This window comes from Bradyrhizobium sp. AUGA SZCCT0169, from assembly GCF_018130085.1.
GTDB lineage: Bacteria > Pseudomonadota > Alphaproteobacteria > Rhizobiales > Xanthobacteraceae > Bradyrhizobium.
On sequence record NZ_JAFCMC010000013.1, the window covers coordinates 92,871 to 115,846 of the forward strand.

Genomic DNA, 22,976 nt, shown 5'->3' on the forward strand with positions numbered 1-22,976 from the left:
ATGAGGGACAAACATTACCCTCTCGATCACCCACAATCCTCATCCTGAGGAGCGCGCTCTTGCGCGCGTCTCGAAGGATGGCCACGAACTTGGCTTCATCCTTCGAAACGCTTGCTACGCAAGCTTCTCAAGATGAGAGGCAGTACTTCCTTCAAAGACCTCAGTTCAGCTTCGGCAGCACCTGCTTGATGACCTGCTTGCCATCGACGATCTCGACCAGGAAACCCTGGCGATCGATGTCGCCGTTCTTGTCGAAGGTCGCGTCCATCAGGATGCCGGGTTCGCTGGCCGCCTTGATGGTGAGGCCATGGAGATTGTCGGCGAACGCCTTGGAATCGACCTTGCCCATCTTCTCGGTGGTGGCCTTGATCATGTAGATCGCCAGATAGCCCTTGAGGCCGTTATGGTCAGGGACGTAATTGTACTTCTTGACGAACTTTTCCCGGAACGCCTTGATCAGATCGACCGGGGCATCGGTGGTAAGGCCGACATGGCCGCGCGCGCCGTTCGCAGCATCCCCCGCCAGTTCGACCACCTTCTGACCGATCAGCGTGGTTTCGCCGATCAGGGGCACGGTGACGCCCTGGCGCTTCAGCTCTTTCAGGATGCGGGCGCTTTCCTCTTCATTCAGATAGATGAAGACGGCGTCGGGCGCAGCCGCCTTGATCTTGCTGACGTCAGCGGCGAAGTCGGCCTGACCTGCTTCGGTGGAAAGATCGGCGGCGACCTTGATGCCGAGCTTGGCGAATTCCTTGGTGATGACGTCGCGGCCGCCGCGGCCGAAATCATTGTTCACCCAGACGATCGCAACCGATTTCGCCTTCACCTCATCGTTGATGTATTTGGCGACCTTCGGCATCGAGGACTGCTGGCCGAAAGAAGTGCGGAACAGGAATTTGTTGCCGCCCTGCGTCAGTTCGGCGGCCTCGCCGCCCATGATCTGGGCGATGCCGGCTTCGGCCGCGAGCGGCGCCGTGACCTTGACCGATCCGGAGTAGCCGGGGCCGAGCAGGACGTAGGGCTCGCCGTCAAGCGCCTTCTGGACCTGGGCGCGCGCCACGCCGGGGTTGGATTGCGAATCGGCGTGGGTGACTTCCAGCTTGCGGCCGAGCACGCCGCCCTTGGCGTTGACTTCCTCGATCGCAAGATCGATGCCGTTCTTCCAGTTGGTACCGACCGTGGCGCCGCCACCGGAGAGTTCGGCCACATTGGCGAGCTTGATGGGGGCACCGGACTGCGCCAACGCCGCTGCAGCCGTCATGGTCGCGAGCAGGATACCTGCCAGAATTCCTGTTTTCATTTCCATCCCCTGTTGTCGTGATCTTTTGATTTTGCCGACGCGAGCCTTGTAATCGGCTACGCGTCCGATGTCGCAGAGTAGCGTCTTGCCATCACGGCGTCGAATGCATTCCCCATTTCGACGATCGACGGCTTCATTCCCGTAAATAACTCGAAGGCGTCCGCGGCCTGGTGGATCGCAAGATCGCGCCCTGTCATGATTTCAGCGCCCCTGGCTTTGGCCGCGGTCAACAGCGGCGTCCAGAGCGGCGAATAGACCGCGTCGGCCACCCAGACGTCGCGACGGAGCAGCGCCTCCGGCACCGGCGTGCCGCGATCCGGCAGCATGCCGATCGGCGTTCCGTTGACCACGCCGACGGCACCGCGCAGCGCGTCTTCCACGGTTTGCGCAATCCGCACCGGCTGGCGGCCGTGCAGCTGCGCCGCAATCTGTTCGGTCTTGGCGTGGTCGGTATCGAAGATGCTGAGTTCGGCGACACCGAGCGCGGCGAGCGCGTTGGCAATCGCCTTGCCGACGCCGCCGGCGCCGATCAGGGCAACCGGGCCATGACCGGACGCCTTCACCAGATTGGCGACCGCACGCTCAAAGCCGGTAGCATCGGTATTGTATCCAACCAGTCTTTTGTCGCGAACGACTACCGTATTGACCGCGCCGATCGCGCGCGCAGCCGGCGACAGATCATCGAGCAGCGGAATCACGGCTTCCTTATAGGGAAACGTCACGTTGACCCCGGCAAAGCCGATGCGCTTGATGCTGTCGAGCAGCGTGCGCAGCTCAGCCGAGCCCTGGCCCGCAACCTCGATCAGTTGATAATGACAGCGGATGCCCAAAGCAGCGGCCGCCTCTTCGTGCATCGCCGGCGACGCCGAATGCGCAATCGGGGCCCCGATCAGGCCGGTGAGAAACTTCTGACTGATCGAGGGCGGGCGTTTGGTCACGTCGCTATGGTCTCGCAGTATCAACATGGGATCGCGCGGCTTAGAGCACCAAAACCGGGCAAACGATACCGTCTTTGCCAGATAACACAATTACCCATTTATTCCACAAACATAACTTGATGTTATTTTTTGCGGCCGCGCGATGCCGCCACCGCCGGACTTTTCCGGCTCGGCTCCAGCGCCCGCATTTCCGACCGCAGGCATTCGATGAAATGCTCGACATGCAGCGAAAGCGAGGCGCCTCGTTTCACCGCGATATAGGTGTCGAACCTCGTGGGCTCCACGATCCGAAGCATTTCGACGCCGGGATAGCCGCCATGCGCCACGGTGAACTGATCGATGACGGCAATCCCGAGCCCCGCCTTGACCAGCGCGCAGACCGTGGTGCCGAACCGCGCCCGGATCGTGATGTCGTAGGACAATTTATTGCGCGCGAAGATCTCGGCCATGATGCGCCCATAGGGATCGTTGGGGTCGATGCCGATCAGGGGGTAGCGGATGATCTCCGCGGCGGTAACCTGTTTTCGTCCCGCGAGTTCATGCCCCTGCGGCACGATGCAGAACAATTCACCTGACGCCAGCGGCATGAAATCGAGGCCGGGATGGTCGAGCCGATAGCTCATGGCGACGCAATCGCCCTTGCCGAGCAACAGATAGTCGATCGCCTCCTCGATCTTGAGGATGTTGATGTCGATGTGCAGATCCGGATAGCGCCGCCGGATGCGCCCGATCGCGCGCGGCACCATGATCTGGGAAATGCTCGGCACCGAGCCGATGCGCAATTCCGACAGCGTGCCGCGCCCGATCTTTGAGATGATTTCGGTGAGGTCGTCGACCTTCTTGTAGACGCCGTTGATCTGCTCGAAAATGTTATGCGCTTCGGAGGTCGGGAAGTAGCGCCCGTTCTGGCGCTGGAAGAATCGGATGCCGAGCGAGCGCTCGGTATATTTCACCAGCCGGCTGATGCCCGGCGCCGACACGTTGAGCAGTTTTGCCGCCCCGCCGATCGTGCCGGTGATCATCACGGCCCTGATAACCTCGACCTGGCGCAGCGTCATCATGTGCAGCAACTTTCGAAGGTGAACCTGAGAGATACTCCCATGTTCGATCGGCGCAAATGATCTTATCAACGCCTTCTCAGGGCGTTCTCAGAGTCTGGCCGCCGCGATCACGGCCCTGGCCGCATCAAGCGCGCGCTGGGCGCGATCCTTATGGCCCATGGTTTTGGCAAGCTCGACCGTCGGGACTTCGAGGCTGACGGTGATATCCGCCGGCATGGCGCGCGCCAGCGACACGAGGTCGATGCCGCCCTCGCCGGGAAACATCCGCTCATGGCGGGCAGCATGGATCAGCTCTTCGTTCGTGGCGGGCCGCTCGGCCGGGCCGTCGCATAGCTGCCAATAGTGCAGCCGGTGGACGGGCACGCGCGCAAGTTCGGCGGTTGAACTCCTCGACCGGTCGAAATGAAGGGCATCGACCAGGATGCCGGCATTGGCCTGCCGCATCGGCGCGACAATGCGGTTGGCCGTGGCGAGATCGGGGACGCAGGTCCAGGGCATGAATTCGAGATCGGCTGTCAGCCCATATGGGGCGGCGGCCTCGCAGAATGCCGCAAAGCTGTCGCTGAAGCGGCCGAGATCAGCATCGTAACCTGCGACCAGGATGTGCCTGGCGCCGAGCCGTGCGCCGGTCTCGAAGAACGCGGAAAAGCCGGCAAGATCGGTCTCGGGCCGGAGCGCGACCACTTCGAGGTCGGCAACCCTGATGCCGGTCGCGTCCAGCCGGGCGAGTGTTTCCTTCAGGCTCGCTTTGTCCTCCAGCGGATAGGCGATGCCGCCGGGCATCGCGGGCAGCAGGCGAATCCCGACGGCGTCATAGCCGCAGGCCGCGGCAATATCGATCAACGCGGGAGGCGCCAGATCGAGGACGGTCAGCGCGGCGAGCGAGAACGACGGCATTAGTCGAAGTCCGCGATGCGGGCGTCGAGTGCGAACATGCCTTGATAGACCTCCGGCTCGCCGCCGCTGAACAAGTCCGGCGCCATTTCACTTGCTCGACGCAATGCGCCAGCAAGCGCAGTCGCGTCAAGCGCCTCGATGATCAGGAGGCCGGCAAAGATCCCCTCGTCTTTCCGCATACCCTTCTCTACCGTCGGCACCGAGGTGCGCGCCAGATCGGTCACCCCGACCTGCACCGCGGCAATGCCGTCGAGCGCGACGAGGGCGTCGGCGAAGGCTTGCGGTTTCTCCGGCAGACGTTCGATGCGCAGTGCGGCGATGGTCGATCCCTCGCCGCGCCCTGCCCGCGCGGTCATGACGCCGCCGCCGCGAATGAAATTGCCGAGCCGGGGCATGGTGCGCTGCGACCACGGCGTCGGGGCGTTGAGCCGCGCCAGATAAGCGGGCCCGTCGAGCACCTCGGGGGTTTCCAGTTCGTAGAGGATGAAGAACCTGGCGATGTCGGCCCGCGCGGCGCGGTACACGCGAACGCCCAAAAAGCCCTTGGTGGTCACCCGCTCGGTGGTGTGCTCGCGCGTCAACCAGTGCCGATAGTCAGTCAGATGATCGGGTTCGACATCGCTCCAGATCGCCAGAAAGCCTGCGCCGCGCATTATTATCTCCCCTTTAAGCCGTGCAGCGAGGCCGGAACCGCGTCCGGCAGCTTCCCCAACTTCTGCACAGCGGCGAGCATCGCCGCGATATAGCCGTATGGGCCGAGGCCGCAGATCACGGCGGTGGACGCGCTCGACGTGATCGAATGCCGGTGCAGCTCGTCCCGCGCATGAATATTTGAAATGTGGACCTCGATCTTCGGGCCTTCGAATATTTTCAGCGCGTCGATCAGCGCGATCGAGGTGAACGAATAGGCCGCCGGGTTCATGATGATCGCATCATAATTACCGTGCGCCGACTGGATCCAGTTAACCAGCTCGCCTTCGAGATTGGACTGGTGGAACGTGACCGTGACGCCCAAATATTTCGCCACTTCCTCACAACTTGTCTCGATCTCCTTGAGCGTGGTCGGGCCGTAGATGTGAGGCTCCCGAATTCCGAGGAAATTCAGATTGGGTCCGTTCAAAATCATGATCTTGATGGCCATCGAGGCTCCCCTTTTCGCTTGATATGCCGCTTCTAGCCGGCAAGCCACTTGGCCGGGACCGTCACTAATGCCGGGAACAGCACCAGCAGAAACAGCACGATAAGCTGGGCGATCATAAACGGCCAGACGCCCTTGATGATATCTTCCATGCTGATCCTGGAGACCCCGCAAACCACGTTCAGCACGATACCGACCGGCGGGGTAATGAGGCCAATGGAATTGTTGATGATGAACATCACGCCGAAGTAGACGGGGTCGATACCGGCCGCCTTGACGATCGGCATCAGGATCGGCGTCAGAATCAAGATCGTCGGCGTCATGTCGAGCGCGGTGCCGACGATGACAACGACGACCATGATCGCGAACATCAAAAGCGTCTTGTTGCCCATGAATGGTCTTAGCAGATCGACAACCTGCGCGGAGATTTCGGAGACCGTAATGAGCCAGGACGACACCAGCGCCGCAGCGACGAGAAACATCACGACGCTCGTCGTCAATGCCGAGGTAACGAACACCGCATAAAGCTGCGACCATTTCAGTTCGCGGTAGACGCAGGTGGCAACGAACAGCGAATAGACCGCGACGACCACCCCGGCCTCCGTCGGCGTGAAGATGCCGAAGCGCAATCCGACGATAATGATCGCCGGCAACATCAGCGCCCAGAAGCCGTCGATCACGGCCTGGGCAACTTCCTTGAATGACGCCCGCGGCGGCGGCACCAGATTTTCCTTGCGGCCCACCCACCACCAGGCAACGCACAATCCGGCGCCCAGCATCATCCCCGGAAAGATACCGGCCAAAAACAGTTTGGAAATCGAGACGCCGGCGGCGACGCCGAAAATAACAAAACCGATGCTCGGCGGAATGACGGGGCCGATGACGCCGCCCGCGGCCACAAGCCCGGCGGCGTAGATCTTCCTGTGCCCCGCCGCCACCATCATCGGCACCAAGAGGGCTGCGAGCGCCGCGGCATCGGCCGCGGCGGATCCCGACAGCGATGAGAGAATGCAGGCCGCGAGGATCGTCACATAACCGAGCCCGCCGCGGAAATGCCCGACCGCAACGAGGGCGACATTGACAATGCGCTTGGCGAGCCCTCCTTTATTCATGATCTCACCGGCGAGCATGAAGAAGGGAATCGCCATCAGCGGAAAGCTGTCCGCGCCGTTGATGATGTTCTGCGCCACGATCTGCGAATCGAACATGTCGATCGTGCTCATCAGCGCGATGCCGCAGATGATCAGGGCGAAGGCGATCGGCATGCCGAGCGCCATGGCGCCGAGCAGCGAGAAGGTGAAGACCGCGATGGTCATGTGCGGCGCCCCCGCGATGCCATCAGATGTCCTCCTCCTTGACGGCGACCAGGTCGGATTCGCGGGCCTGGCCGGAGACGACCTTGAACAGGTCGTAGAGCAGCATGATTCCGGCCGAGACGCCGAAGACGACGCCGACGAAGTAGAAGATGCCGAGCGACAGGCCCGTGGCCGGCGCGCGGTCGTCGATGTTGATGATGGTCTGGCGCCAGCTTCCCGCCAACAACAGCCAGTCGGCATACAGCATCAGGCAATAATTGATGATGAAGCAGATCCGCTTTCCCGCGGGCGACAACTTCCGCACCAACGTATCGACGCCGAGATGCGCATGCTCGCGGACGGCGACGATGGCGCCGAGGAAAGTGAGCCACACCAACAGCCAGCGCGACAGTTCTTCCGAAACCGTGATGCCGGAATTAAAGCCATAGCGCAGCACCACATTGCCGAACACCAGCACCACCATGACCGCAAGGCACAGCGCGATAACGCCCTTGAGCAGCGCGCAATAGAGATCGAGGATGCGTTCCATCGGCGCCGCGTGGAGCTGGAGTTCGTGCAGGGCCGATGGATACCGGCCCTGCCTCGCTGATGTCAGCGGCGCGTCACTTGACCTCTTTGCGGACCCGGTCGAGCTCCGCGTTGAACAGCTTGACCGTATCCGGCTTCAGCGCCGCCGAGATCTTGTCGACCACGGGCTGAGCCGCCTTGCGCATGCGCTCCAGCTCTTCCGGCGCCACGGCGTTGTAGGTCATTCCCTTGGCTTGCAGCTCGGAGAGCGCCTTTTCGGTCTGCAGCCGCGTCTGCTCCTTCTGGTAGGCGCGGCTTTCGTTGTAAGCCTCTTGCATCATCTTCTGCTCGGCCGGCGACAGCTTGTCCCAGAAGATCTTGCTGACGATGATGATGTTCTCGGTGAAGGTATGGTTGGTGGCCGAGACGAATTTCTGAACCTCAAAGAACTTGTTGGACAGGATCACCGTGTAGGGATTTTCCTGGCCGTCGACCGTGCGCGTTTCCAGCGCCGTGTAGAGTTCACCGAACGCCATCGGAATCGGATTGGCCTTGAAGGCGCTGAAGGACTCCAGATAGACCGGATTTGGAATGACGCGCAGCTTGAGCCCGGAGAAATCCTCCAGCTTGACGATCGGATGCTTGCTGTTGGTGACGTTGCGAAAGCCGAGCCCCCAATAGCCGAGCCCGACCAGTCCGCGCTGCGGCAGCGCGTCGATCATCGCCTTGCCGAATGCGCCTTGGACCAGTGCATCGGCCTGATCGGTGGTGGTGACGATGAAGGGGAAATCGAGCAGGCCGAATTCCGGAATGACCGTTGCGAGCGAGGTGGTGGACGCCGACAGCATCTCCTGCGTGCCGCCGCGCAGCGCCGATTGCTGTTGCAGCTCGTTGCCGAGCTGGGATGAAGCGAACTCGCGGACCTTGAGCTTGCCGCCGCTCTTGGCGAGCAGGATTTCCGCGAATTTTTGTACGCCGAAGCTGACGGGATGATCGGTGTTGTTGAGGTGTCCCCAGCGGATGGTCCGCTCCTGGACCTCCTGCGCGGATGCGGTGCCGGCCAAAAGTGCCCCGCCCAACACGGCCGCGGACAGAACTGCAAACAGCTTCATCTCATCCTCCCCTGATGACCCGGTGCCCAGTCGCGGCTTGTTGCCGCGATTTTTGGCTTCTGGGCCGGTCTTTTTGGTGGAAACCATATAACGAAATCGTTGTCAAATGATAATCATATAAATATATGATATAATATAATTCATCATGTGATCGTAGTTTGCAGCAAGGGCCACCATTCGCGGCTATGCTCGGCGGCGAGTCGCCTCAGCCTTTGCAGGCCCAAAAGCGGGATAGACATTGACGATCATGGAGCAGCAACAGACCCCGATGTCGGCCGGCGACAGCGGCTATCACCGCATTCGCTCCGACATCATTTTCGGCGTGCTCAACCCGTCGGGACGGCTCAAGCTCGACTCGATGAAGGAGGATTACGGCGTCAGCGTTTCGACGCTGCGCGAGATCCTCAACCGCCTGGCCTCGGAAGGCTTTGTCGTTGCCGAAGGCCAGCGCGGGTTCGAGGTCGCTCCCGTCTCGATCCAGAATTTGCGCGAGCTGGCGCAGCTGCGAATCCTGCTCGAGCATCACGCGATGACCGAATCCTTCCGGGCCGGCGACATGGAATGGGAAGGCCGCGTGGTGTCGGCGCATCACAAGCTGGCGGCGACCGAGCGCGCCATCCTCACCGCGGGGGACGATCCCGAACTTCGCAAGCGCTATGACGGCGAATTCCACCAGGCCTTGATATCGAGCTGCGGCTCGCGCGAGTTGATGCAGACTCACTCGGTCGTGTTCGACAAATATTTCCGCTACGCCCTGCAATACCGCGGCAGCGCCACGATCGCGCAGCATCAGGCCTTGCTGGATTGCGCGCTAAAGCGCGACATCGAGGGTGCAAAGTCGATCCTGACCGAGCATATCAACAGCTGCGTGGCGCATGCGCTGGCGATCGGGACGCTGAAATGAAACGTTCGGTCGAGTTGTCGTGACCGGGCGCCAAACCGATAATCGCAGGTGGGATGCCGAGACCGATCTGCTGGTGATCGGCGCCGGCGCGGCGGGCATGACGGCGGCGCTGGTCGGCACGCTCGAAGGGCTCAAGGTTATCATCTGCGAAAAGTCCGACATGGTCGGCGGCACCACCGCGACCTCGGCCGGAACGGTGTGGATTCCCGGCAGCCGGCAGAGCGAGGCGGCCGGCGTGCCCGACAGCATCGAGGCCGCGAGAACGTACCTTGCGGCGATATTGGGCGATGACGCCAACGATGTGCGGCTCGCCGCCTTTCTCGCAACCGGCCCCGCGATGCTCGACTATCTCCAGCAAAGGACCAGCGTGGTCTTCATGCCGCCGCCGGTGCATCCGGATTATCACGCGCAGCCCGGCGCCGCGCGTGGCGGCCGGGCGCTGGGTGCCGTATCGTTCGACGGACGAAAACTTGGCGAGGATTTCGCGCGGGTGCGGCCGCCGCGCCGTGAATTCATGGTGCTCGGCGGCATGATGGTCGGCAAGACCGACATTCCGCCGTTGCTGCATCCGTTTCATTCCCTGGCAAATTTTTCGAACGCGGCTCGCCTGCTGGCGCGGCAGGCGATGGACCGGATCAAGCACCCGCGCGGCACGCGCCTGATCATGGGCAACGCGCTGGTGGCGCGGCTGGGCTGCTCTACAGTCTGAAGCACCACGTCGTCGAGATTCGTTACCAGACCCAGCTCAGCGAATTGATCGAGGACGACGGCAGAATCATCGGCGCGGTGTTCGCGACAAACGATGGCGACATCCGCATCTACGCGCGTCGCGGCGTCGTGCTGGCGGCCGGCGGCATCGGCTGGAGCAGCGAACTGCGCAACCGGCTGTTTCCGGACGGCACGCAGCGCTATTCGATGGCGCCGGACAGCAACACCGGCGACGGCATTCTTGCCGGCGAACGCGCGCATGGCGAGATTGCGCAGGACATCAGGAGCCCGGCGCTGTGGATGCCGAGTTCGGTGATGCCGCAGGAGGACGGCCACCTCTCGGTATTCCCGCACATCATGCTCGATCGCGCCAAGCCCGGGCTGATCGCGATTAACAGGTCCGGCGTGCGCTTTGTCAACGAAGCCAATTCGTACCATGACTTCGTCGAGGGGATGCTGCGGTCGCACCGCACAGTGCCCAGCATCCCGGCGTTCCTGATCTGCGACCGTGGTTTTATTCGCGACTATGGTCTCGGCCTGATCCATCCGGGAACGCGCGACCTCTCCCGCTTCATCAAGTCGGGCTATCTCTTCACGGGTGACAGCATCGCTGCATTGGCGCTGCAAATCAGCGTTGATGGCGGCGCGCTGGCCGGCACGATCGAGCGGCACAATCGATTCGCCGAAACCGGCATCGACGAGGATTTCGGCCGCGGCACCAGCGACCTCAACCGTTTCAACGGTGATCCCACGAACAAGCCAAATCCGTGCTTGCGCAAAATCGGACCGGGCCCCTATTTCGCCGTCGCGGTCTGGCCTTCCGACCTCGCCAGCAGCGCCGGATTGCGCACCGACGCCAACGGCCGCGCGCTGACGTCTACAGGACAGCCGATTCCCGGCCTCTATGCCGCCGGCGCCGACGCCGCCTCGATTTTCCGCGGCACCTATCCGGGTCCGGGGACCATGATCGGCCCGGCCATGGTGTTTGCATGGCGCGCGGCGATGGACATCGCGGGCAAGTCGAACGAGCTGGGTGCTACTTGATCGGCGGCCGCGGCAGCACAGCCTCGCCGGCTTCCATCCGGTAGACATAGTCGAGCGAATACCAGGGCGAGCCGACGTCGGTTGCAGTCGGGTGCGCCTCATCGTGCCGCACGAATTCGCCGATCAGCGCCTTGGTCACCCCGAACTGCACATCGCTGTCGATATGCGGATCGGCGGGATCATAGACCTGCGAAATCAAAACCTTGAATCCCGGCTTGAAGATCAGCGCATGCAGATGCGCCGGCCGGTAGGGATGCCGCTGCTGCGCCTTCAAGAGCCGCCCGACCACACCATCGGTCGGAATGGGATAGCCGACCATCATCACCGAACGAAACGCGAAGCGTCCGTCGGCATCCGTCGTGAACTTGCCGCGCAGATTCATCTCGGCCTGTTCAGGATCCTGGTTCTCGTACAGGCCGACCGGCGAGGCGTGCCAGATATCGACCTCGGCGCCCGCAATCGGATGACCGGCGGGGTCGACGACGCGGGCGTTGACGAACAGCGCCGCGCCCGGCGTGTCTGACCGGACGATCGAGCCGCCGTTTTCAACGCGCGGAGAATTCAGCCGCCAGAACGGCCCTAGCAATGATTGCGCCGTCTCGGTATTGCCCTGATCGCCATTGTTCAGAAGGCATACCAGCGAGGAAACGCCGAGCGAACCAGCGATCAGCACGACTTCATTGTGGGTATCGGTCGATTGCTTGCCCAATTCGACGAGGATGGCGGCGGCTTCGCGGAATTCAGCTTCGGTCAGCCTGACGTCACGGACAAAACCGTGCAGATGCTTGACCAGCGACAGCATGATCTCGCGCAGCCGCGGGTCGGAGGTCCGCTCCATCACGGTAGACGCTGCAACCGTGACATCCTGCTCGCGCCCGATGATCATTGGATGATCCCGCACCTAGACGTCGAAGAACACGGTCTCGTTGTCGCCCTGCATGTTGATGTCGAGGCTATAGACCGCGTTACCATTGCAGTGCGCCTGCCGGGCGATCAACGTTGCGCGACGGTCGGCCGGCACCAGCGCCAGCACGGGATCGGTGGCATTGGCCGCCTCGCCGCCGAAATAGATCCGCGTATAGAGATGCAGCAGCAGGCCGCGCGCGAACACCGCGAGCACGAGATGCGGCGCCTGCGGCTTGCCGTCGGGATCATGCACGATGCCCGGCTTGATGGTGTCGAAGGCATAGCGGCCATCGGCATCGGTCTCGCAGCGGCCAAACCCCTTGAAGGATGAGTTGGGCAGCGCGCGCTTGTCCTGCGGATCGGAGAAGCGGCCTTGCGCATCGGCCTGCCAGATCTCCAGCATGCAATCCACCATCGGCTGGCCGTCGCCATCGAACACCCGGCCCTCGACGCGGACGCGCTCGCCCGACGTATCCGCCGTCACGAGATTGTTGGAGAAGGCGTCGTTCCAGTCATACTTGCCGTTCGATGTCAGGCCATAGGCGAAATACGGGCCGACGGTCTGTGACGGGGTAACGCCTTCCGGCTTGCTCTGGGCCTTGGACACTTACTTGGTCTCCATCGGCGTGGCGTTGCGCCCGCGCAGCACAATGTTGAAGCGATAGCACAGCGCCCAATCCGGCTTGGTATTTTCGAGGTCGAAGTCGGACACCATGCGGTTACGCGCCTTCTCGTCGGTCACCGAATTGAAGATCGGATCGAACGGGAACAGCGGATCGCCGGGGAAATACATCTGCGTCACCAGCCGCGAGACGAAGGAGTGCCCGAACACCGAGAAGTGGATATGGGCCGGGCGCCAGGCGTTGTGGTGGTTGCCCCAGGGATAGGCGCCGGGCTTGATGGTGACGAAGCGGTAATAGCCCGCGCTGTCCGACTGCGTGCGGCCGGCGCCGGTGAAATTCGGATCGAGCGGCGCCGGATGCTGATCGACGACATGGACATAGCGGCCGCAGGCGTTGGCCTGCCACAGCTCGACCAGCGTGTTGGGCACGCCGCGGCCGTCTTCATCGAGCACGTGGCCGTGCACGATGATGCGTTCGCCGAGCGGCTCGCCCTTGCCCTGGAGCGTGAGGTCGTTGTCGTTTTCGCGCACCGTCTCGTGGCCATAGACCGGCCCGGTTAATTCCGACAGCGTATGCCGCATCGGGATCAGCGGCTTGGTGGGCGAACGCTTCACCGTGCTCTTGTAACCGGGCGACAGCCGCGGCGGATGCGCCGTCAAGCTTTGCAGCGGATAGGATAATGTCATGACTTCCTCCCTGGCATCGCGATCGCAGGCGCCGCCGGATCATTATATGACATAACTAATTTGGGGAAGGGCCGTTTTTGAGCCTCCCAAACCATTGTCTTAGTTTAGCTTTTCGATCGCCATCGCGACGCCCTGACCGACGCCGACGCACATAGTTGCCAAGGCAAGCTTGCCGCCGCGCTTCTCCATGCCGTGCACCGCCGTCATCGCCAGCCGCGCGCCGCTCATGCCGAGGGGGTGACCGAGCGCGATGGCGCCGCCATGCGGGTTGACGAAATCGGCATCGTCTTTGACGCCGAGTTGCCTGAGCACGGCGATGCCCTGCGAGGCGAAGGCTTCGTTGAGCTCGATCAGATCGAAATCGCTGATCTTGATGCCGAGCCGCTCCATCAGCTTCTTGGTCGCCGGCACCGGGCCGATGCCCATGATGCGCGGCGGCACCGCAGCCGAAGCCAACCCAAGGATGCGCGCCCGCGGCGTCAGGCCGTGCTTTTTCACGGCAGCTTCCGAAGCCAGGATCATCGCGGCCGCGCCGTCATTGACGCCGGACGCATTGCCCGCCGTCACCGTGCCGGGATTGCGCACGATCGGCTTCAGTTTCGTCAAACCTTCGAGCGTGGTTTCGGGACGCGGATGTTCGTCCTTGTCGACCGTGATCGGTCCGGCCTTGCCGCCGGGCACCGAAACCGGGGTGATCTCTTCGGCGAAATAGCCGGCAGCGATCGCAGCGCCCGCGCGCTGCTGCGAACGAATTGCCATCGCGTCCTGATCGGCGCGCGATACCTGGAATTCCTCGGCGACGTTCTCGCCGGTCTCCGGCATCGCGTCGACGCCGTATTGCGCCTTCATCAAGGGATTGATGAAGCGCCAGCCGATCGTGGTGTCGAAAATATCAGCGGAACGCGCAAAGGCTTCCGGCGCCTTGCCCATCACGAACGGCGCGCGTGTCATCGATTCGACGCCGCCGGCGATGGCGAAATCAATCTCGCCTGCGCGGATCGCGCGGCCACCGGCACCGACCGCATCGAGGCCCGAGGCACAGAGACGGTTGAGCGTCTGGCCAGGAACCGAGTCGGGCATGCCCGCCAAAAGAAGCGCCATGCGCGCGACGTTGCGGTTGTCCTCACCAGCCTGGTTGGCGCAGCCGAAAAACACCTCATCGACCGCTTTCCAGTCGAGATTGGGATGCTTTGCCATCAAGGCCTTGATCGGGGCCGCGGCCAGATCGTCGGCGCGCACCTTGGCGAGCGAACCGCCAAAACGGCCGATCGGGGTCCGTACGGCATCGCAAATGAACACATCACGCATTGAATCTCTCCCTGAACGCCGCGTTTGGGCCGTTGACCCCACTGAATTGATGGCGAGTTTTAGGAGCGACGTAGCGGGAGGTCAATTGAGGGCTGTCGCCACCGGCGGTGCTTTCGCGGGATGGCCGTCATGTTCCCAGGGCTCAGCTAGGGGTTAGGAAGTGAAATAAGCGGCCACCGGGCGTGGAAAACCGGTACGACGGGGAGCAAACCAATAGGACCGACGGACAAAATTTTGTAGTTTGCGCCCCGCAATGACGATCCAGCAAAACATCCCCGCACCCCCGCCCCCCGAGGCAACTCCGGCCGCCGACGCGACAGCGCGCGTCACGCCGATGATGGAACAGTACCTTGAAATAAAGGCCGGCCATCCCGGGCTGCTGCTGTTCTACCGGATGGGCGATTTCTACGAGCTGTTCTTCGAGGACGCCGAAATCGCCTCCAGGACGCTCGGCATCGTGCTGACAAAACGCGGCAAGCATCAGGGCATGGATATCCCGATGTGCGGCGTGCCGGTGGAGCGCTCCGAGGATTACCTGCATCGGCTGATCAATGCCGGGCATCGCGTCGCGGTGTGCGAGCAGACCGAAAATCCCGCAGCCGCACGCGCGCGCGGCAACAAGAGCGTGGTGAGCCGCGGCGTGGTGCGGCTCGTCACGCCGGGCACGCTGACCGAAGACACCCTGCTCGACGCAAAGACCAATAATTATCTGCTGGCGATCGCGCGGGCACGGGGATCTGCCGGTGGCGACCGCATTGGCCTTGCCTGGATCGATATCTCGACCTCCGAGTTCATGGTCACGGAATGCTCGACCGCCGAGCTTGCAGCGACGTTGGCGCGGATCAATCCGAACGAAGTCATCGTCACCGATGCGCTGTATGGCGATGCTGATCTGGGGCAGCTGCTGCGCGAACTGCCGGCGGTGACGCCGCTGACCCGCGACGTCTTCGACGGCGCCACCGCGGAACGGCGACTGTGCGATTATTTCGCGGTCGCCACCATGGACGGCCTGTCCGCGATGTCGCGGCTGGAAGCGACCGCGGCGGCCGCCGCCGTCACCTATATCGATCGAACGCAAGTTGGAAAGCGGCCGCCGCTGTCGCCGCCGTCGCGCGAGGCCGCCGGCACCACGATGGCGATCGACCCGGCGACCCGCGCCAATCTCGAATTGACCCGCACGCTGGCGGGCGAGCGGCGCGGCTCGCTGCTCGATGCGATCGACTGCACCGTCACCGCAGCCGGATCGCGGCTTTTGGCGCAGCGTCTCGCCGCCCCGCTCACCGATAGCGCTGCGATTGCGCGGCGGCTGGACACCATCGCCACTTTCGTCGCCGATAGTTTTGCGCGAGAAGATATCCGCACCACGCTGCGCGCCGCGCCCGACATGTCGCGCGCGCTGGCGCGGCTGTCAGTCGGTCGCGGCGGCCCGCGCGATCTTGCAGGCCTCCGTGATGGCATCCTCGCCGCCGATTCCGCGCTGGCGCGGCTGGCGCAACTGGATGCGCCGCCGCCGGAGATCTCTTCCGTGATGGAGGCGCTGCGCCGTCCGTCGCGCGATCTTGCGCGCGAATTCGAACGGGCGCTGGCCGAACAATTGCCGCTGATCAAGCGCGACGGCGGCTTCGTCCGCGAAGGCTATGAGCCCGCGCTCGACGAGAGCCGCAATCTGCGCGACGCCTCGCGTCTCGTCGTCGCCGCGATGCAGGCCCGCTATGCCGACGACACCGGCATCAAGGGCCTCAAGATCCGGCACAACAATGTGCTGGGCTATTTCGTCGAGGTGACGGCGCAGCACGGCGACAAGCTGATGACCGCGCCTTTGAACGCGACGTTCATCCATCGCCAGACGCTGGCCGGTCAGGTTCGCTTCACGACGTCGGAGCTCGGCGAGATCGAAGCCAAGATCGCCAATGCCGGCGACCGCGCGCTCAATCTCGAACTGGAAATCTTCGAGCGGCTGTCGGTCATCGCACTTGCGGCCAGCGACGATCTGCGCGCCGCGGCGCATGCCTTTGCGCTGCTCGATGTCGCAACCGCGCTGGCCAAACTTGCGGTCGACGACAATTACGTGCGGCCCGAAGTCGACGGCTCGCTCGGTTTCGCCGTCGAGGGCGGCCGCCATCCCGTGGTCGAAGCCGCGCTGAAGCGCGATGGCCAGCCGTTCATCGCCAATGCCTGCGACCTCTCGCCGGGACCGGCGCAGGTCTCGGGCCAGATCTGGCTGATCACCGGCCCGAACATGGCGGGTAAATCGACCTTCCTACGCCAGAACGCGCTGATCGCGCTGCTGGCGCAGATCGGCAGCTACGTGCCGGCCTCGCGGGCGCGGATCGGCGTCGTCGACCGGTTGTTCAGCCGCGTCGGCGCTGCCGACGACCTCGCACGCGGGCGTTCGACCTTCATGGTGGAAATGGTCGAGACCGCCGTGATTTTGAATCAGGCCAGCGAGCGCTCGCTTGTGATCCTCGACGAAATCGGCCGCGGCACCGCGACCTTCGACGGCCTGTCGATCGCCTGGGCAGCAATCGAGCACCTGCATGAAAGCAACCGCTGCCGCGCGCTGTTCGCGACGCACTACCACGAGCTGACCGCGCTCTCGGCAAAACTGCCGCGGATGTTCAACGCCACGGTGCGCGTCAAGGAATGGCAGGGCGACGTCGTGTTCCTGCACGAGGTGCTGCCCGGATCGGCCGACCGCTCCTACGGCATCCAGGTCGCAAAGCTCGCCGGCCTGCCGCCGGCCGTGATCGCGCGCGCCAAATCGGTGCTGGCAAAACTCGAGGCCCAGGACCGCGGCCAGACCGCGCGGGCGCTCGCCGACGACCTGCCGCTGTTCGCGGTGCCCTCGCGCGCGGCCGCCGAGCCGGCACCGCCGAGCGAGGCCGAGCAATTGCTCGAAGCGGTGAAGGCGCTGCATCCGGATGAGATGTCGCCGCGCGAGGCGCTGGATGCGCTGTATCGGCTCACGACCCTGGCAAAAGAACACAAGGCTTGAGTCGCGCTGCGAAAGCGTTCGCATGGATCGCGCTGGTGTACGGCGCCCCGCCCATGCTGCTGTTGATCTCGGCCCTGTTTGAAGGCGGCTGGCGGATATTCGTGTTTCTCGGATTGATCGCGCTGCCGCTGTTGCCGCTGATCCTGATGCAGGATGCGCGCGGCTGGCGGACGCCGTCGCCCGGCGTGCCGCTGGCGGTGGCCGTGGTCTCGCTGGTGGCGACAACGCTGCTGTATTTGCGCCTGTTCGGCGTCATTCAATGGAGCCTGCCTTGGGACGTGGCGGGCTAGCGTCCCACGTCGGCGAACGGCTGGATCAACTTCAGCTTGGCGGCGAGGCGGATGCTGCGCTTGCCGGCCAATGCGGTTGCCTCCATTTCGGCACCGTTGGCGTCGCAGCGGCCTGAGAAACCGATGCCGACTTCATAACCGCCAAACAGCGGATGCTCGGCCTTCGCCGGAGTGTGTTCCTGATTGACGAACTCGCCCTTCCAGCTGCCGTTCGCCGAACTATAGGCCCCGAGGTAATAGAAAAACGCGTCGCCGCCGAGAATGCGGCCGTCATGCAGCAGCATCACGCCGGTATGCCCGCCTGCAAGGCCGTCCAGCATCCGGATGTCGATCGAGTAGAGTCCGCTGACGATGCCGCCGTCGCCGACCATACCGGGCGGCGGAACGTCGTCATTGCCGAGCGGCGTCATGAGCGCGCGAAACACCGAGCCGGCGTCCTCCACCACTTCACCCGCGAAGCGATAGGCCTGGCCCTCCGCCCTGCCGCGTATACTGAGCGTGACCTGGTCGGAACTGACCAGCGATCTAGGGCGGGGCGACGGGCTGTGGCGCCGGGTCCTGAGCCTGGCGACGATTTCGCCGTTCACGATCTGGTAGCTGCCGAAATGGGCGAATGCCGTATTGCCGCCAAGCATCGTTCCGGCATTGGCGTACAGCACGCTGCGGCCGGAGCCCTCGTTGATGTCGTACTCGACCTTGTACAATCCCTCCACGACACCGCCTCAATTCTGCTATGCCCAGCAACCTAGCGGGTCTGCCGGTGGCGGTAACTAGCGATCTTCCGAACTAATAGGGGCTGTCACCTTCCTTCGCCCCTTCCACCACAGCGCCAGGTTCCACGAGACGCAGGTCGCGAGCCCGAGGCTTAGGCCGATCACCGAGCCGAACTGCAGCGCGGCGACGTGCAGGACGGCAATCGCAAGGCCCAAACCGATCAGGCCCCAGGCGCTGTTGGCGAGCACGGCCGCGGTCGGCGGGCCGCCGATGCGCGGATGCAGGATCAGCATCATGGAGGTGAACACGATCGGAAACAGCGCCATGATGCCGCTGATTTTCGGGCCGACCCAGCCTGACGTCGTGACCACGGTCGCGACCAGTGTCGCAACCAGCGAGGCGCGCAGGGGAATGTCGTACCAGCGCCGCACGACCGGCGGCATCTTGACGTGACGGTAACGCGCGAGCAGCGGCACGCAGATCGCAAAGGCGATCGCATTGACGATCAGCCCGCCCGCCAGCGTCCAGTGTACCGCGCGAATGATCGAGGCGAATGCGATCCACACCGCGACCGCGGCAAGGCAACTGACGACCGCGCTGCGGCGCTGCGCCAGCACGACATAGGTCAGCCCCAGAAAAATCGTCGCGGCGTTGATCGGCAGGCTCGCCAGTGCGCCTTCGGCGATGAAGGCCGCGTCATGATCGAGCGCGAGGAACACGTAAGACGGCCCCGCCGAAATTGGCAATGTCGCAATCAGCGCGCCGATCACCGGGCCCGACTTCTCGGTGACGATGGACGCCGTCACCACGAACGCCGCGGTAATCACCATGCGCAGGACGAGCGTCAGCAGGAAGATGGATTCGGGGGACATTTAAAGCCGTCGTCCCGGCGAAGGCCGGGATCCATAGCCACAATTATTCGTGTGGCGCGAAAGGCGTCGAACATCGGTTGTTGCAACGAGGGGCCGCGGCGTATGGGTCCCGGCTCAAGGCCGGGACGACACCATACTGCAGACTCACACCCGCTTCATCGACACCGCGACCTTGGGGCCGTTCCGGATGGTCTGATAGACCACGCAATAGCGCTCGGTGAGCTTTAGCAGCAGATCGAGCTTGTCCTGCGGCGCGTCGGTTTCGACGTCGAAGCGCAGGCGGATCTCGGCGAAACCGACCGGGGCTTCCTTGTCGACGCCGAGCGTGCCGCGGAAATCGAGATCGCCCTCGGCGATGACATGGCCGCTCTTCAGCGGAATTTCGACCGCGGTCGCCACCGACTTCAGCGTCACGCCGGCGCAGGCGACCAGCGCTTCCAGCAGCATGTCGCCCGAACACAGTTCAAGCCCGGAACCGCCGGTGGCGGGATGCAGGCCTGCAACGGCCAGCGCGCGGCCGGTTTCGACCTTGCAGGTCAAGCCTTCATTGTCGATCGAGCCCTTGGCTTTGAGCGTAATGACAGCGGCTGAGGGATCGGACTTGTAACGCTCCTTGATCGGGGCCTGCATCGCACGGAGTTCGGCGGCGTCCATTTTTTTCTCCCGGATTTTTGTACATCCGGATTTAAAGCCTTATGGAGCCCAAGTCACCACCCAATGTCACCACCACATCGCCTCGCCGGTGGTCGATTTGGCATCGGCGTCAGGCACGTTGCGGTCGAGCGAGCGATCCAGCGCGGTCAGCACGCGGCGCTTGAAATTGTCGAAGTGCGGCGAATTGCGGTCCCGCGGCCGCGCCAGATTGACCTTGATCTCCTCGAACAGCCGCCCCGGCCGCGGCCGCATCACAAGCACGCGATCCGCCAGCACCACGGCCTCATCGACGTCATGCGTCACCAGCATGAGCGTTGGCCGCGTGTCGTTCCAGAGGTCGAGCAGATGGTCCTGCAGGTCGCGCCGCGTGAAGGCATCGAGCGCCGAAAACGGCTCGTCCAGCAGCAGCACTTCCGGCTGCGGCACCAGCGCGCGCGCGATCGCGACCCGCTGCGCCTGCCCGCCGGACAATTCGCGCGGCCAGGCGTTGGCCTTGTCCGCAAGGCCAACCCGATCCAATGCACGCGCGACCTTTTCGCGTCGCGCGGCGGCGGACAACTCAGAAAGGCCGAAGCCGATATTGTCGGCGACGCTCAGCCACGGCAGCAGCCGCGGCTCCTGGAAGATGATGCCGATTTTTGCGTGCGGAGCAGTAATTGCAATGTCGTCCAGGGTCACCGTGCCTGTGGTGGCGCGGTCGAGGCCGGCGATGGCGCGCAGCAAGGTCGACTTGCCGCAACCGGAGCCGCCGATGATGGCGACGATCTCGCCGAGCTTGATGTTGGCGGAAAACCGCTCCAGCGCGTGGACGCCGTTCGGATAGGTCTTGCCAACGCGATCGAGAGCGAGCATCAGGCCGCTCCGCTTTTGCCGCCGAATGCGTCCTGCCAGCGTAGCAGCGGCGCGGTGGCGATCTCGATCAGCCAGTCGGTGGTCTTGCCCACTATGGCGAAGATCACGATCGCCGCGACGATCTGCGCCGGCTTGCCGAGCTGCTGGCCGTCGATCAGGAGATAGCCGAGTCCTTCGGAGGCGCCCATGAATTCGGCGGCGACCACGAACATCCAGCCGAGGCCAAGGCCGACGCGCAGCGCCACCACATAGGCCGGCAGCACCGCGGGCAACAGGATGCGGCGGATCATCGCCGGGCCACTGAGGCGGAAGGTGCGGCCGACCTCGACGATCTTGCGATCGACCGAGAGGATCGCGCCCATCACGCCGAGATAGACCGGGAAAAACACGCCGACCGCGATCAGCGCAACCTTCGAGGTTTCAAAAATGCCGAGCCACAGGATGAACAGCGGCACCCAGGCGATCGATGGGATCGCACGCAGCGCCTGCACGGTCGGATCGAGCAGCCGCCGCGCCAGCCCCCAATAGCCGGAGATCGCCCCGAACAACGTGCCGGCGACGACACCGATGACAAAACCCGAGGCGACGCGGCTCAGCGTCGCGATGATATGGCGCGACAGCTCGCCGCTCTTGGCGAGTTCCACCATGGTGGCGAAGATTTTGGTCGGCGGCGGCACCAGCCGGCCGTTCGAGAGGCCCGCCCAGACCGCGATTTCCCAGGCCAGCGCGAGTCCCACCGGCAGCAGCAGCCCCAGCGCCGGCCCCGCATAGCGCCGCAGCCGCGCCGACGACGCCTTCGTCTCCGGCGTCGTCGCATCGGTCCGTTCCAGCGCTGGCAGTTCAACGGTCATGGCCATAGCAAGAACGCGTCTTTCGAGGGATTGCAAGGTGGCGGATGGCGACGTGTCACCATCCTTGCGTCGTCCCGACGAAGGCCGGGACCCATAACCACCGGCTCAAGAAAGGGACAAAGGCGGCGACCAACCGGGTGCAACAATTATCGCCGCGGCGTATGGGTCCCGGCCTTCGCCGGGACGACAATTATCAATTCGTCGGCAGCGGGATCCGATCATCGATCAGGGCATCCAGCGTCGCCTTGACGTCGACCGTGGCGGCGACGACACCGGCCTGCTGCAAAGCGAGGCCGGCGGCGAGGATGGATTCGCGCTGCGGTGCGCCGATCCGGCTGTGGGTCAGTTCGGTGCGCTCCTTGAGCTGCTTGTCGACGACCGCATCCGGCAGCTTGGTGATGCCGATAAAGGTCTTCTTCAGGTCGTCGTAATTGGCCAGCGAATACTTGCGCGCCTCTTCATATACCGCGAGCACGCGGCGAACCGCGTCCGGATGATCCTTCAGGAACTGCTCGCGTACATTGAGAATACCCCATGTGTTGGCGTCGGGCTTGCGGAAGAACAACTTGGCGCCCTCCTCGACTTCGGCCTGCGCCATCATCGGATCGAGGCCCGCCCAGGCGTCGACGTCGCCGCGGATCAGCGCGGTCTTGCCGTCGGCGTGCTGCAGCAGCACCGGGGTGATGTCCTTTTCGGAGAGGCCGGCGCCGAGCAGCGCGCGCACCAGGAAGATGTGCGGATCGGTGCCGCGCGTCACCGCGACGCGCTTGCCCTTCAGATCGGCGATGCTGGCAATCTTGGAGTCCTTGCCGGTCACCAGCGCGGTCCATTCGGGGCGCGAATAGACATAGATCGACTTGATCGGATTACCGTTGATCTTGGCGACCAAAGCGGCCGAGCCCGCGCTCGATCCGAAGTCGATCGATCCGGCGTTGAGAAATTCGAGCGCCTTGTTGGAACCGGCCGACTGCACCCAGACGACGTTGACGCCGTCCTTGGCGAATTCCTTTTCCAGCAGGCCCTTCTGCTTGAGGATCATCGACACCGGGTTGTAGGTCGCCCAGTCGATGCGAATTTCCTTGAGCGGGTCGGCGGCGAAGGCCGCACCGGGAAGCAAGGTCGAGGCTGCAATAACAGCAGCAAACGCGCGTCGTGAAATCCTGGACATTCCCTGGTCTCCTCATATCCCCAAAAACTGTCTTTTATTTCAATGAGTTAAACCGCAAGGTCAACCAGAAAATAGCTGCCGCGAAAGCTGCGCCCTGAGAACAGGTTTGTCCAAAGCAACGCGAATCCAGCA

The 22,976-nt window shown here is 63.5% G+C and carries 23 protein-coding genes and 1 pseudogene; 5 read left to right on the top strand and 19 right to left on the bottom strand.

From position 1 onward, the window contains the following. Positions 1–160: 160 nt before the first annotated feature. The 9 genes from JQ609_RS17135 to JQ609_RS17175 form a co-directional block, all read right to left on the bottom strand. Positions 161–1,300, bottom strand: coding sequence for an ABC transporter substrate-binding protein (locus tag JQ609_RS17135; RefSeq protein ID WP_212274275.1), 1,140 nt, complete (start codon positions 1,298–1,300; stop codon positions 161–163). Between the two features lie 56 nt (positions 1,301–1,356). Beyond that, on the bottom strand, positions 1,357–2,238 hold the full coding sequence (locus JQ609_RS17140) for a shikimate dehydrogenase (RefSeq protein WP_312014867.1): 882 nt from the start codon (positions 2,236–2,238) through the stop codon (positions 1,357–1,359). A 122-nt stretch (positions 2,239–2,360) separates the two neighbouring features. Beyond that, positions 2,361–3,299, bottom strand: a complete 939-nt coding sequence (locus JQ609_RS17145) for a LysR family transcriptional regulator (RefSeq protein WP_212274277.1) — start codon at positions 3,297–3,299, stop codon at positions 2,361–2,363. An 87-nt stretch (positions 3,300–3,386) separates the two neighbouring features. After that, positions 3,387–4,196, bottom strand: a complete 810-nt coding sequence (locus tag JQ609_RS17150) for a sugar phosphate isomerase/epimerase (RefSeq protein ID WP_212274278.1) — start codon at positions 4,194–4,196, stop codon at positions 3,387–3,389. Further along, entirely contained in the window at positions 4,196–4,849 is a 654-nt protein-coding gene (locus JQ609_RS17155; RefSeq protein ID WP_212274279.1) for a DUF4286 family protein, read from the bottom strand. The genes JQ609_RS17150 and JQ609_RS17155 overlap by 1 nt, the downstream gene beginning before the upstream one ends. Before the next feature lie 2 nt (positions 4,850–4,851). After that, complete coding sequence (gene aroQ, locus JQ609_RS17160; RefSeq protein WP_212274280.1) at positions 4,852–5,337, bottom strand: type II 3-dehydroquinate dehydratase; 486 nt, start codon at positions 5,335–5,337, stop codon at positions 4,852–4,854. 32 nt (positions 5,338–5,369) lie between these two features. Beyond that, positions 5,370–6,650, bottom strand: coding sequence for a TRAP transporter large permease subunit (locus tag JQ609_RS17165; protein WP_212274281.1), 1,281 nt, complete (start codon positions 6,648–6,650; stop codon positions 5,370–5,372). Between the two features lie 22 nt (positions 6,651–6,672). Continuing rightward, the gene (locus tag JQ609_RS17170; RefSeq protein ID WP_212274282.1) at positions 6,673–7,179 is read right to left on the bottom strand and encodes a TRAP transporter small permease; all 507 of its coding nucleotides are present in this window, start codon (positions 7,177–7,179) and stop codon (positions 6,673–6,675) included. Between the two features lie 73 nt (positions 7,180–7,252). After that, the gene (locus tag JQ609_RS17175) at positions 7,253–8,269 is read right to left on the bottom strand and encodes a TRAP transporter substrate-binding protein (RefSeq protein ID WP_212274283.1); all 1,017 of its coding nucleotides are present in this window, start codon (positions 8,267–8,269) and stop codon (positions 7,253–7,255) included. 247 nt (positions 8,270–8,516) lie between these two features. On the opposite strand from JQ609_RS17175, the gene JQ609_RS17180 reads away from it, so the two are divergent. From JQ609_RS17180 to JQ609_RS17185, 3 genes and pseudogenes are all read left to right on the top strand, one after another. Further along, positions 8,517–9,173 (top strand): GntR family transcriptional regulator, encoded by a 657-nt coding sequence (locus tag JQ609_RS17180; RefSeq protein ID WP_249128117.1) that lies wholly within the window; start codon positions 8,517–8,519, stop codon positions 9,171–9,173. A gap of 97 nt (positions 9,174–9,270) precedes the next feature. Next, positions 9,271–9,702: pseudogene (locus JQ609_RS35575) on the top strand (FAD-binding protein); the annotation flags it as partial. Next, positions 9,684–10,925, top strand: a complete 1,242-nt coding sequence (locus JQ609_RS17185; RefSeq protein ID WP_312014868.1) for an FAD-binding protein — start codon at positions 9,684–9,686, stop codon at positions 10,923–10,925. The pseudogene JQ609_RS35575 and the gene JQ609_RS17185, both read left to right, overlap by 19 nt. On the opposite strand, the gene JQ609_RS17190 is transcribed toward JQ609_RS17185, so the two are convergent. From JQ609_RS17190 to pcaF, 4 genes are all read right to left on the bottom strand, one after another. Then, on the bottom strand, positions 10,918–11,811 hold the full coding sequence (locus JQ609_RS17190; RefSeq protein WP_212274284.1) for a dioxygenase: 894 nt from the start codon (positions 11,809–11,811) through the stop codon (positions 10,918–10,920). The two genes, JQ609_RS17185 and JQ609_RS17190, sit on opposite strands and share 8 nt — an antisense overlap. Positions 11,812–11,826: 15 nt before the next feature. Further along, on the bottom strand, positions 11,827–12,438 hold the full coding sequence (gene pcaG, locus JQ609_RS17195; RefSeq protein ID WP_212274285.1) for a protocatechuate 3,4-dioxygenase subunit alpha: 612 nt from the start codon (positions 12,436–12,438) through the stop codon (positions 11,827–11,829). After that, positions 12,439–13,140 carry a protocatechuate 3,4-dioxygenase subunit beta gene (gene pcaH / locus JQ609_RS17200; RefSeq protein WP_212274286.1) on the bottom strand — a complete coding sequence of 234 codons (702 nt, stop codon included), beginning with the start codon at positions 13,138–13,140 and terminating at the stop codon, positions 12,439–12,441. It lies immediately after the preceding gene. Positions 13,141–13,239: 99 nt separating this feature from the next. Next, positions 13,240–14,448: a 3-oxoadipyl-CoA thiolase gene (pcaF, locus tag JQ609_RS17205; RefSeq protein WP_212274287.1), complete on the bottom strand. Its 1,209-nt coding sequence runs from the start codon at positions 14,446–14,448 to the stop codon at positions 13,240–13,242. A 253-nt stretch (positions 14,449–14,701) separates the two neighbouring features. On the opposite strand from pcaF, the gene mutS reads away from it, so the two are divergent. Further along, positions 14,702–17,443 carry a DNA mismatch repair protein MutS gene (mutS, locus tag JQ609_RS17210; RefSeq protein WP_212274288.1) on the top strand — a complete coding sequence of 914 codons (2,742 nt, stop codon included), beginning with the start codon at positions 14,702–14,704 and terminating at the stop codon, positions 17,441–17,443. Next, the gene (locus JQ609_RS17215; protein WP_212274289.1) at positions 17,440–17,733 is read left to right on the top strand and encodes a hypothetical protein; all 294 of its coding nucleotides are present in this window, start codon (positions 17,440–17,442) and stop codon (positions 17,731–17,733) included. The genes mutS and JQ609_RS17215 overlap by 4 nt, the downstream gene beginning before the upstream one ends. Here the strand turns inward: JQ609_RS17215 and JQ609_RS17220 are convergent. The 6 genes from JQ609_RS17220 to JQ609_RS17245 form a co-directional block, all read right to left on the bottom strand. Further along, complete coding sequence (locus JQ609_RS17220; protein WP_212274290.1) at positions 17,730–18,446, bottom strand: hypothetical protein; 717 nt, start codon at positions 18,444–18,446, stop codon at positions 17,730–17,732. The genes JQ609_RS17215 and JQ609_RS17220 overlap by 4 nt on opposite strands. A 57-nt stretch (positions 18,447–18,503) precedes the next feature. Continuing rightward, the gene (locus JQ609_RS17225) at positions 18,504–19,319 is read right to left on the bottom strand and encodes a hypothetical protein (RefSeq protein WP_212274291.1); all 816 of its coding nucleotides are present in this window, start codon (positions 19,317–19,319) and stop codon (positions 18,504–18,506) included. Between the two features lie 144 nt (positions 19,320–19,463). Continuing rightward, complete coding sequence (locus tag JQ609_RS17230; RefSeq protein WP_192736401.1) at positions 19,464–19,973, bottom strand: OsmC family protein; 510 nt, start codon at positions 19,971–19,973, stop codon at positions 19,464–19,466. Between the two features lie 66 nt (positions 19,974–20,039). Further along, a complete protein-coding gene (locus JQ609_RS17235) occupies positions 20,040–20,825 on the bottom strand; it encodes an ABC transporter ATP-binding protein (protein ID WP_212207130.1) in 786 nt (261 codons plus the stop codon). Next, positions 20,825–21,682 (bottom strand): ABC transporter permease, encoded by an 858-nt coding sequence (locus JQ609_RS17240; protein ID WP_212274292.1) that lies wholly within the window; start codon positions 21,680–21,682, stop codon positions 20,825–20,827. Before JQ609_RS17240 ends, JQ609_RS17235 begins: the two co-directional genes overlap by 1 nt. Positions 21,683–21,869: 187 nt before the next feature. Next, on the bottom strand, positions 21,870–22,844 hold the full coding sequence (locus JQ609_RS17245; protein ID WP_212274293.1) for an aliphatic sulfonate ABC transporter substrate-binding protein: 975 nt from the start codon (positions 22,842–22,844) through the stop codon (positions 21,870–21,872). Positions 22,845–22,976 lie beyond the last annotated feature (132 nt).

What these genes read in the sequence shown, in the direction of transcription:
- JQ609_RS17135 (WP_212274275.1), bottom strand. Translation starts at nt 1,300, where the DNA reads ATGAAAACAGGAATTCTGGCAGGTATCCTGCTCGCGACCATGACGGCT.
- JQ609_RS17145 (WP_212274277.1), bottom strand. Translation starts at nt 3,299, where the DNA reads ATGATGACGCTGCGCCAGGTCGAGGTTATCAGGGCCGTGATGATCACC.
- JQ609_RS17150 (WP_212274278.1), bottom strand. Translation starts at nt 4,196, where the DNA reads ATGCCGTCGTTCTCGCTCGCCGCGCTGACCGTCCTCGATCTGGCGCCT.
- JQ609_RS17155 (WP_212274279.1), bottom strand. Translation starts at nt 4,849, where the DNA reads ATGCGCGGCGCAGGCTTTCTGGCGATCTGGAGCGATGTCGAACCCGAT.
- aroQ (WP_212274280.1), bottom strand. Translation starts at nt 5,337, where the DNA reads ATGGCCATCAAGATCATGATTTTGAACGGACCCAATCTGAATTTCCTC.
- JQ609_RS17165 (WP_212274281.1), bottom strand. Translation starts at nt 6,650, where the DNA reads ATGACCATCGCGGTCTTCACCTTCTCGCTGCTCGGCGCCATGGCGCTC.
- JQ609_RS17170 (WP_212274282.1), bottom strand. Translation starts at nt 7,179, where the DNA reads ATGGAACGCATCCTCGATCTCTATTGCGCGCTGCTCAAGGGCGTTATC.
- JQ609_RS17175 (WP_212274283.1), bottom strand. Translation starts at nt 8,269, where the DNA reads ATGAAGCTGTTTGCAGTTCTGTCCGCGGCCGTGTTGGGCGGGGCACTT.
- JQ609_RS17180 (WP_249128117.1), top strand. Translation starts at nt 8,517, where the DNA reads ATGGAGCAGCAACAGACCCCGATGTCGGCCGGCGACAGCGGCTATCAC.
- JQ609_RS17190 (WP_212274284.1), bottom strand. Translation starts at nt 11,811, where the DNA reads ATGATCATCGGGCGCGAGCAGGATGTCACGGTTGCAGCGTCTACCGTG.
- pcaH (WP_212274286.1), bottom strand. Translation starts at nt 13,140, where the DNA reads ATGACATTATCCTATCCGCTGCAAAGCTTGACGGCGCATCCGCCGCGG.
- pcaF (WP_212274287.1), bottom strand. Translation starts at nt 14,448, where the DNA reads ATGCGTGATGTGTTCATTTGCGATGCCGTACGGACCCCGATCGGCCGT.
- mutS (WP_212274288.1), top strand. Translation starts at nt 14,702, where the DNA reads ATGACGATCCAGCAAAACATCCCCGCACCCCCGCCCCCCGAGGCAACT.
- JQ609_RS17225 (WP_212274291.1), bottom strand. Translation starts at nt 19,319, where the DNA reads ATGTCCCCCGAATCCATCTTCCTGCTGACGCTCGTCCTGCGCATGGTG.
- JQ609_RS17230 (WP_192736401.1), bottom strand. Translation starts at nt 19,973, where the DNA reads ATGGACGCCGCCGAACTCCGTGCGATGCAGGCCCCGATCAAGGAGCGT.
- JQ609_RS17235 (WP_212207130.1), bottom strand. Translation starts at nt 20,825, where the DNA reads ATGCTCGCTCTCGATCGCGTTGGCAAGACCTATCCGAACGGCGTCCAC.
- JQ609_RS17240 (WP_212274292.1), bottom strand. Translation starts at nt 21,682, where the DNA reads ATGGCCATGACCGTTGAACTGCCAGCGCTGGAACGGACCGATGCGACG.
- JQ609_RS17245 (WP_212274293.1), bottom strand. Translation starts at nt 22,844, where the DNA reads ATGTCCAGGATTTCACGACGCGCGTTTGCTGCTGTTATTGCAGCCTCG.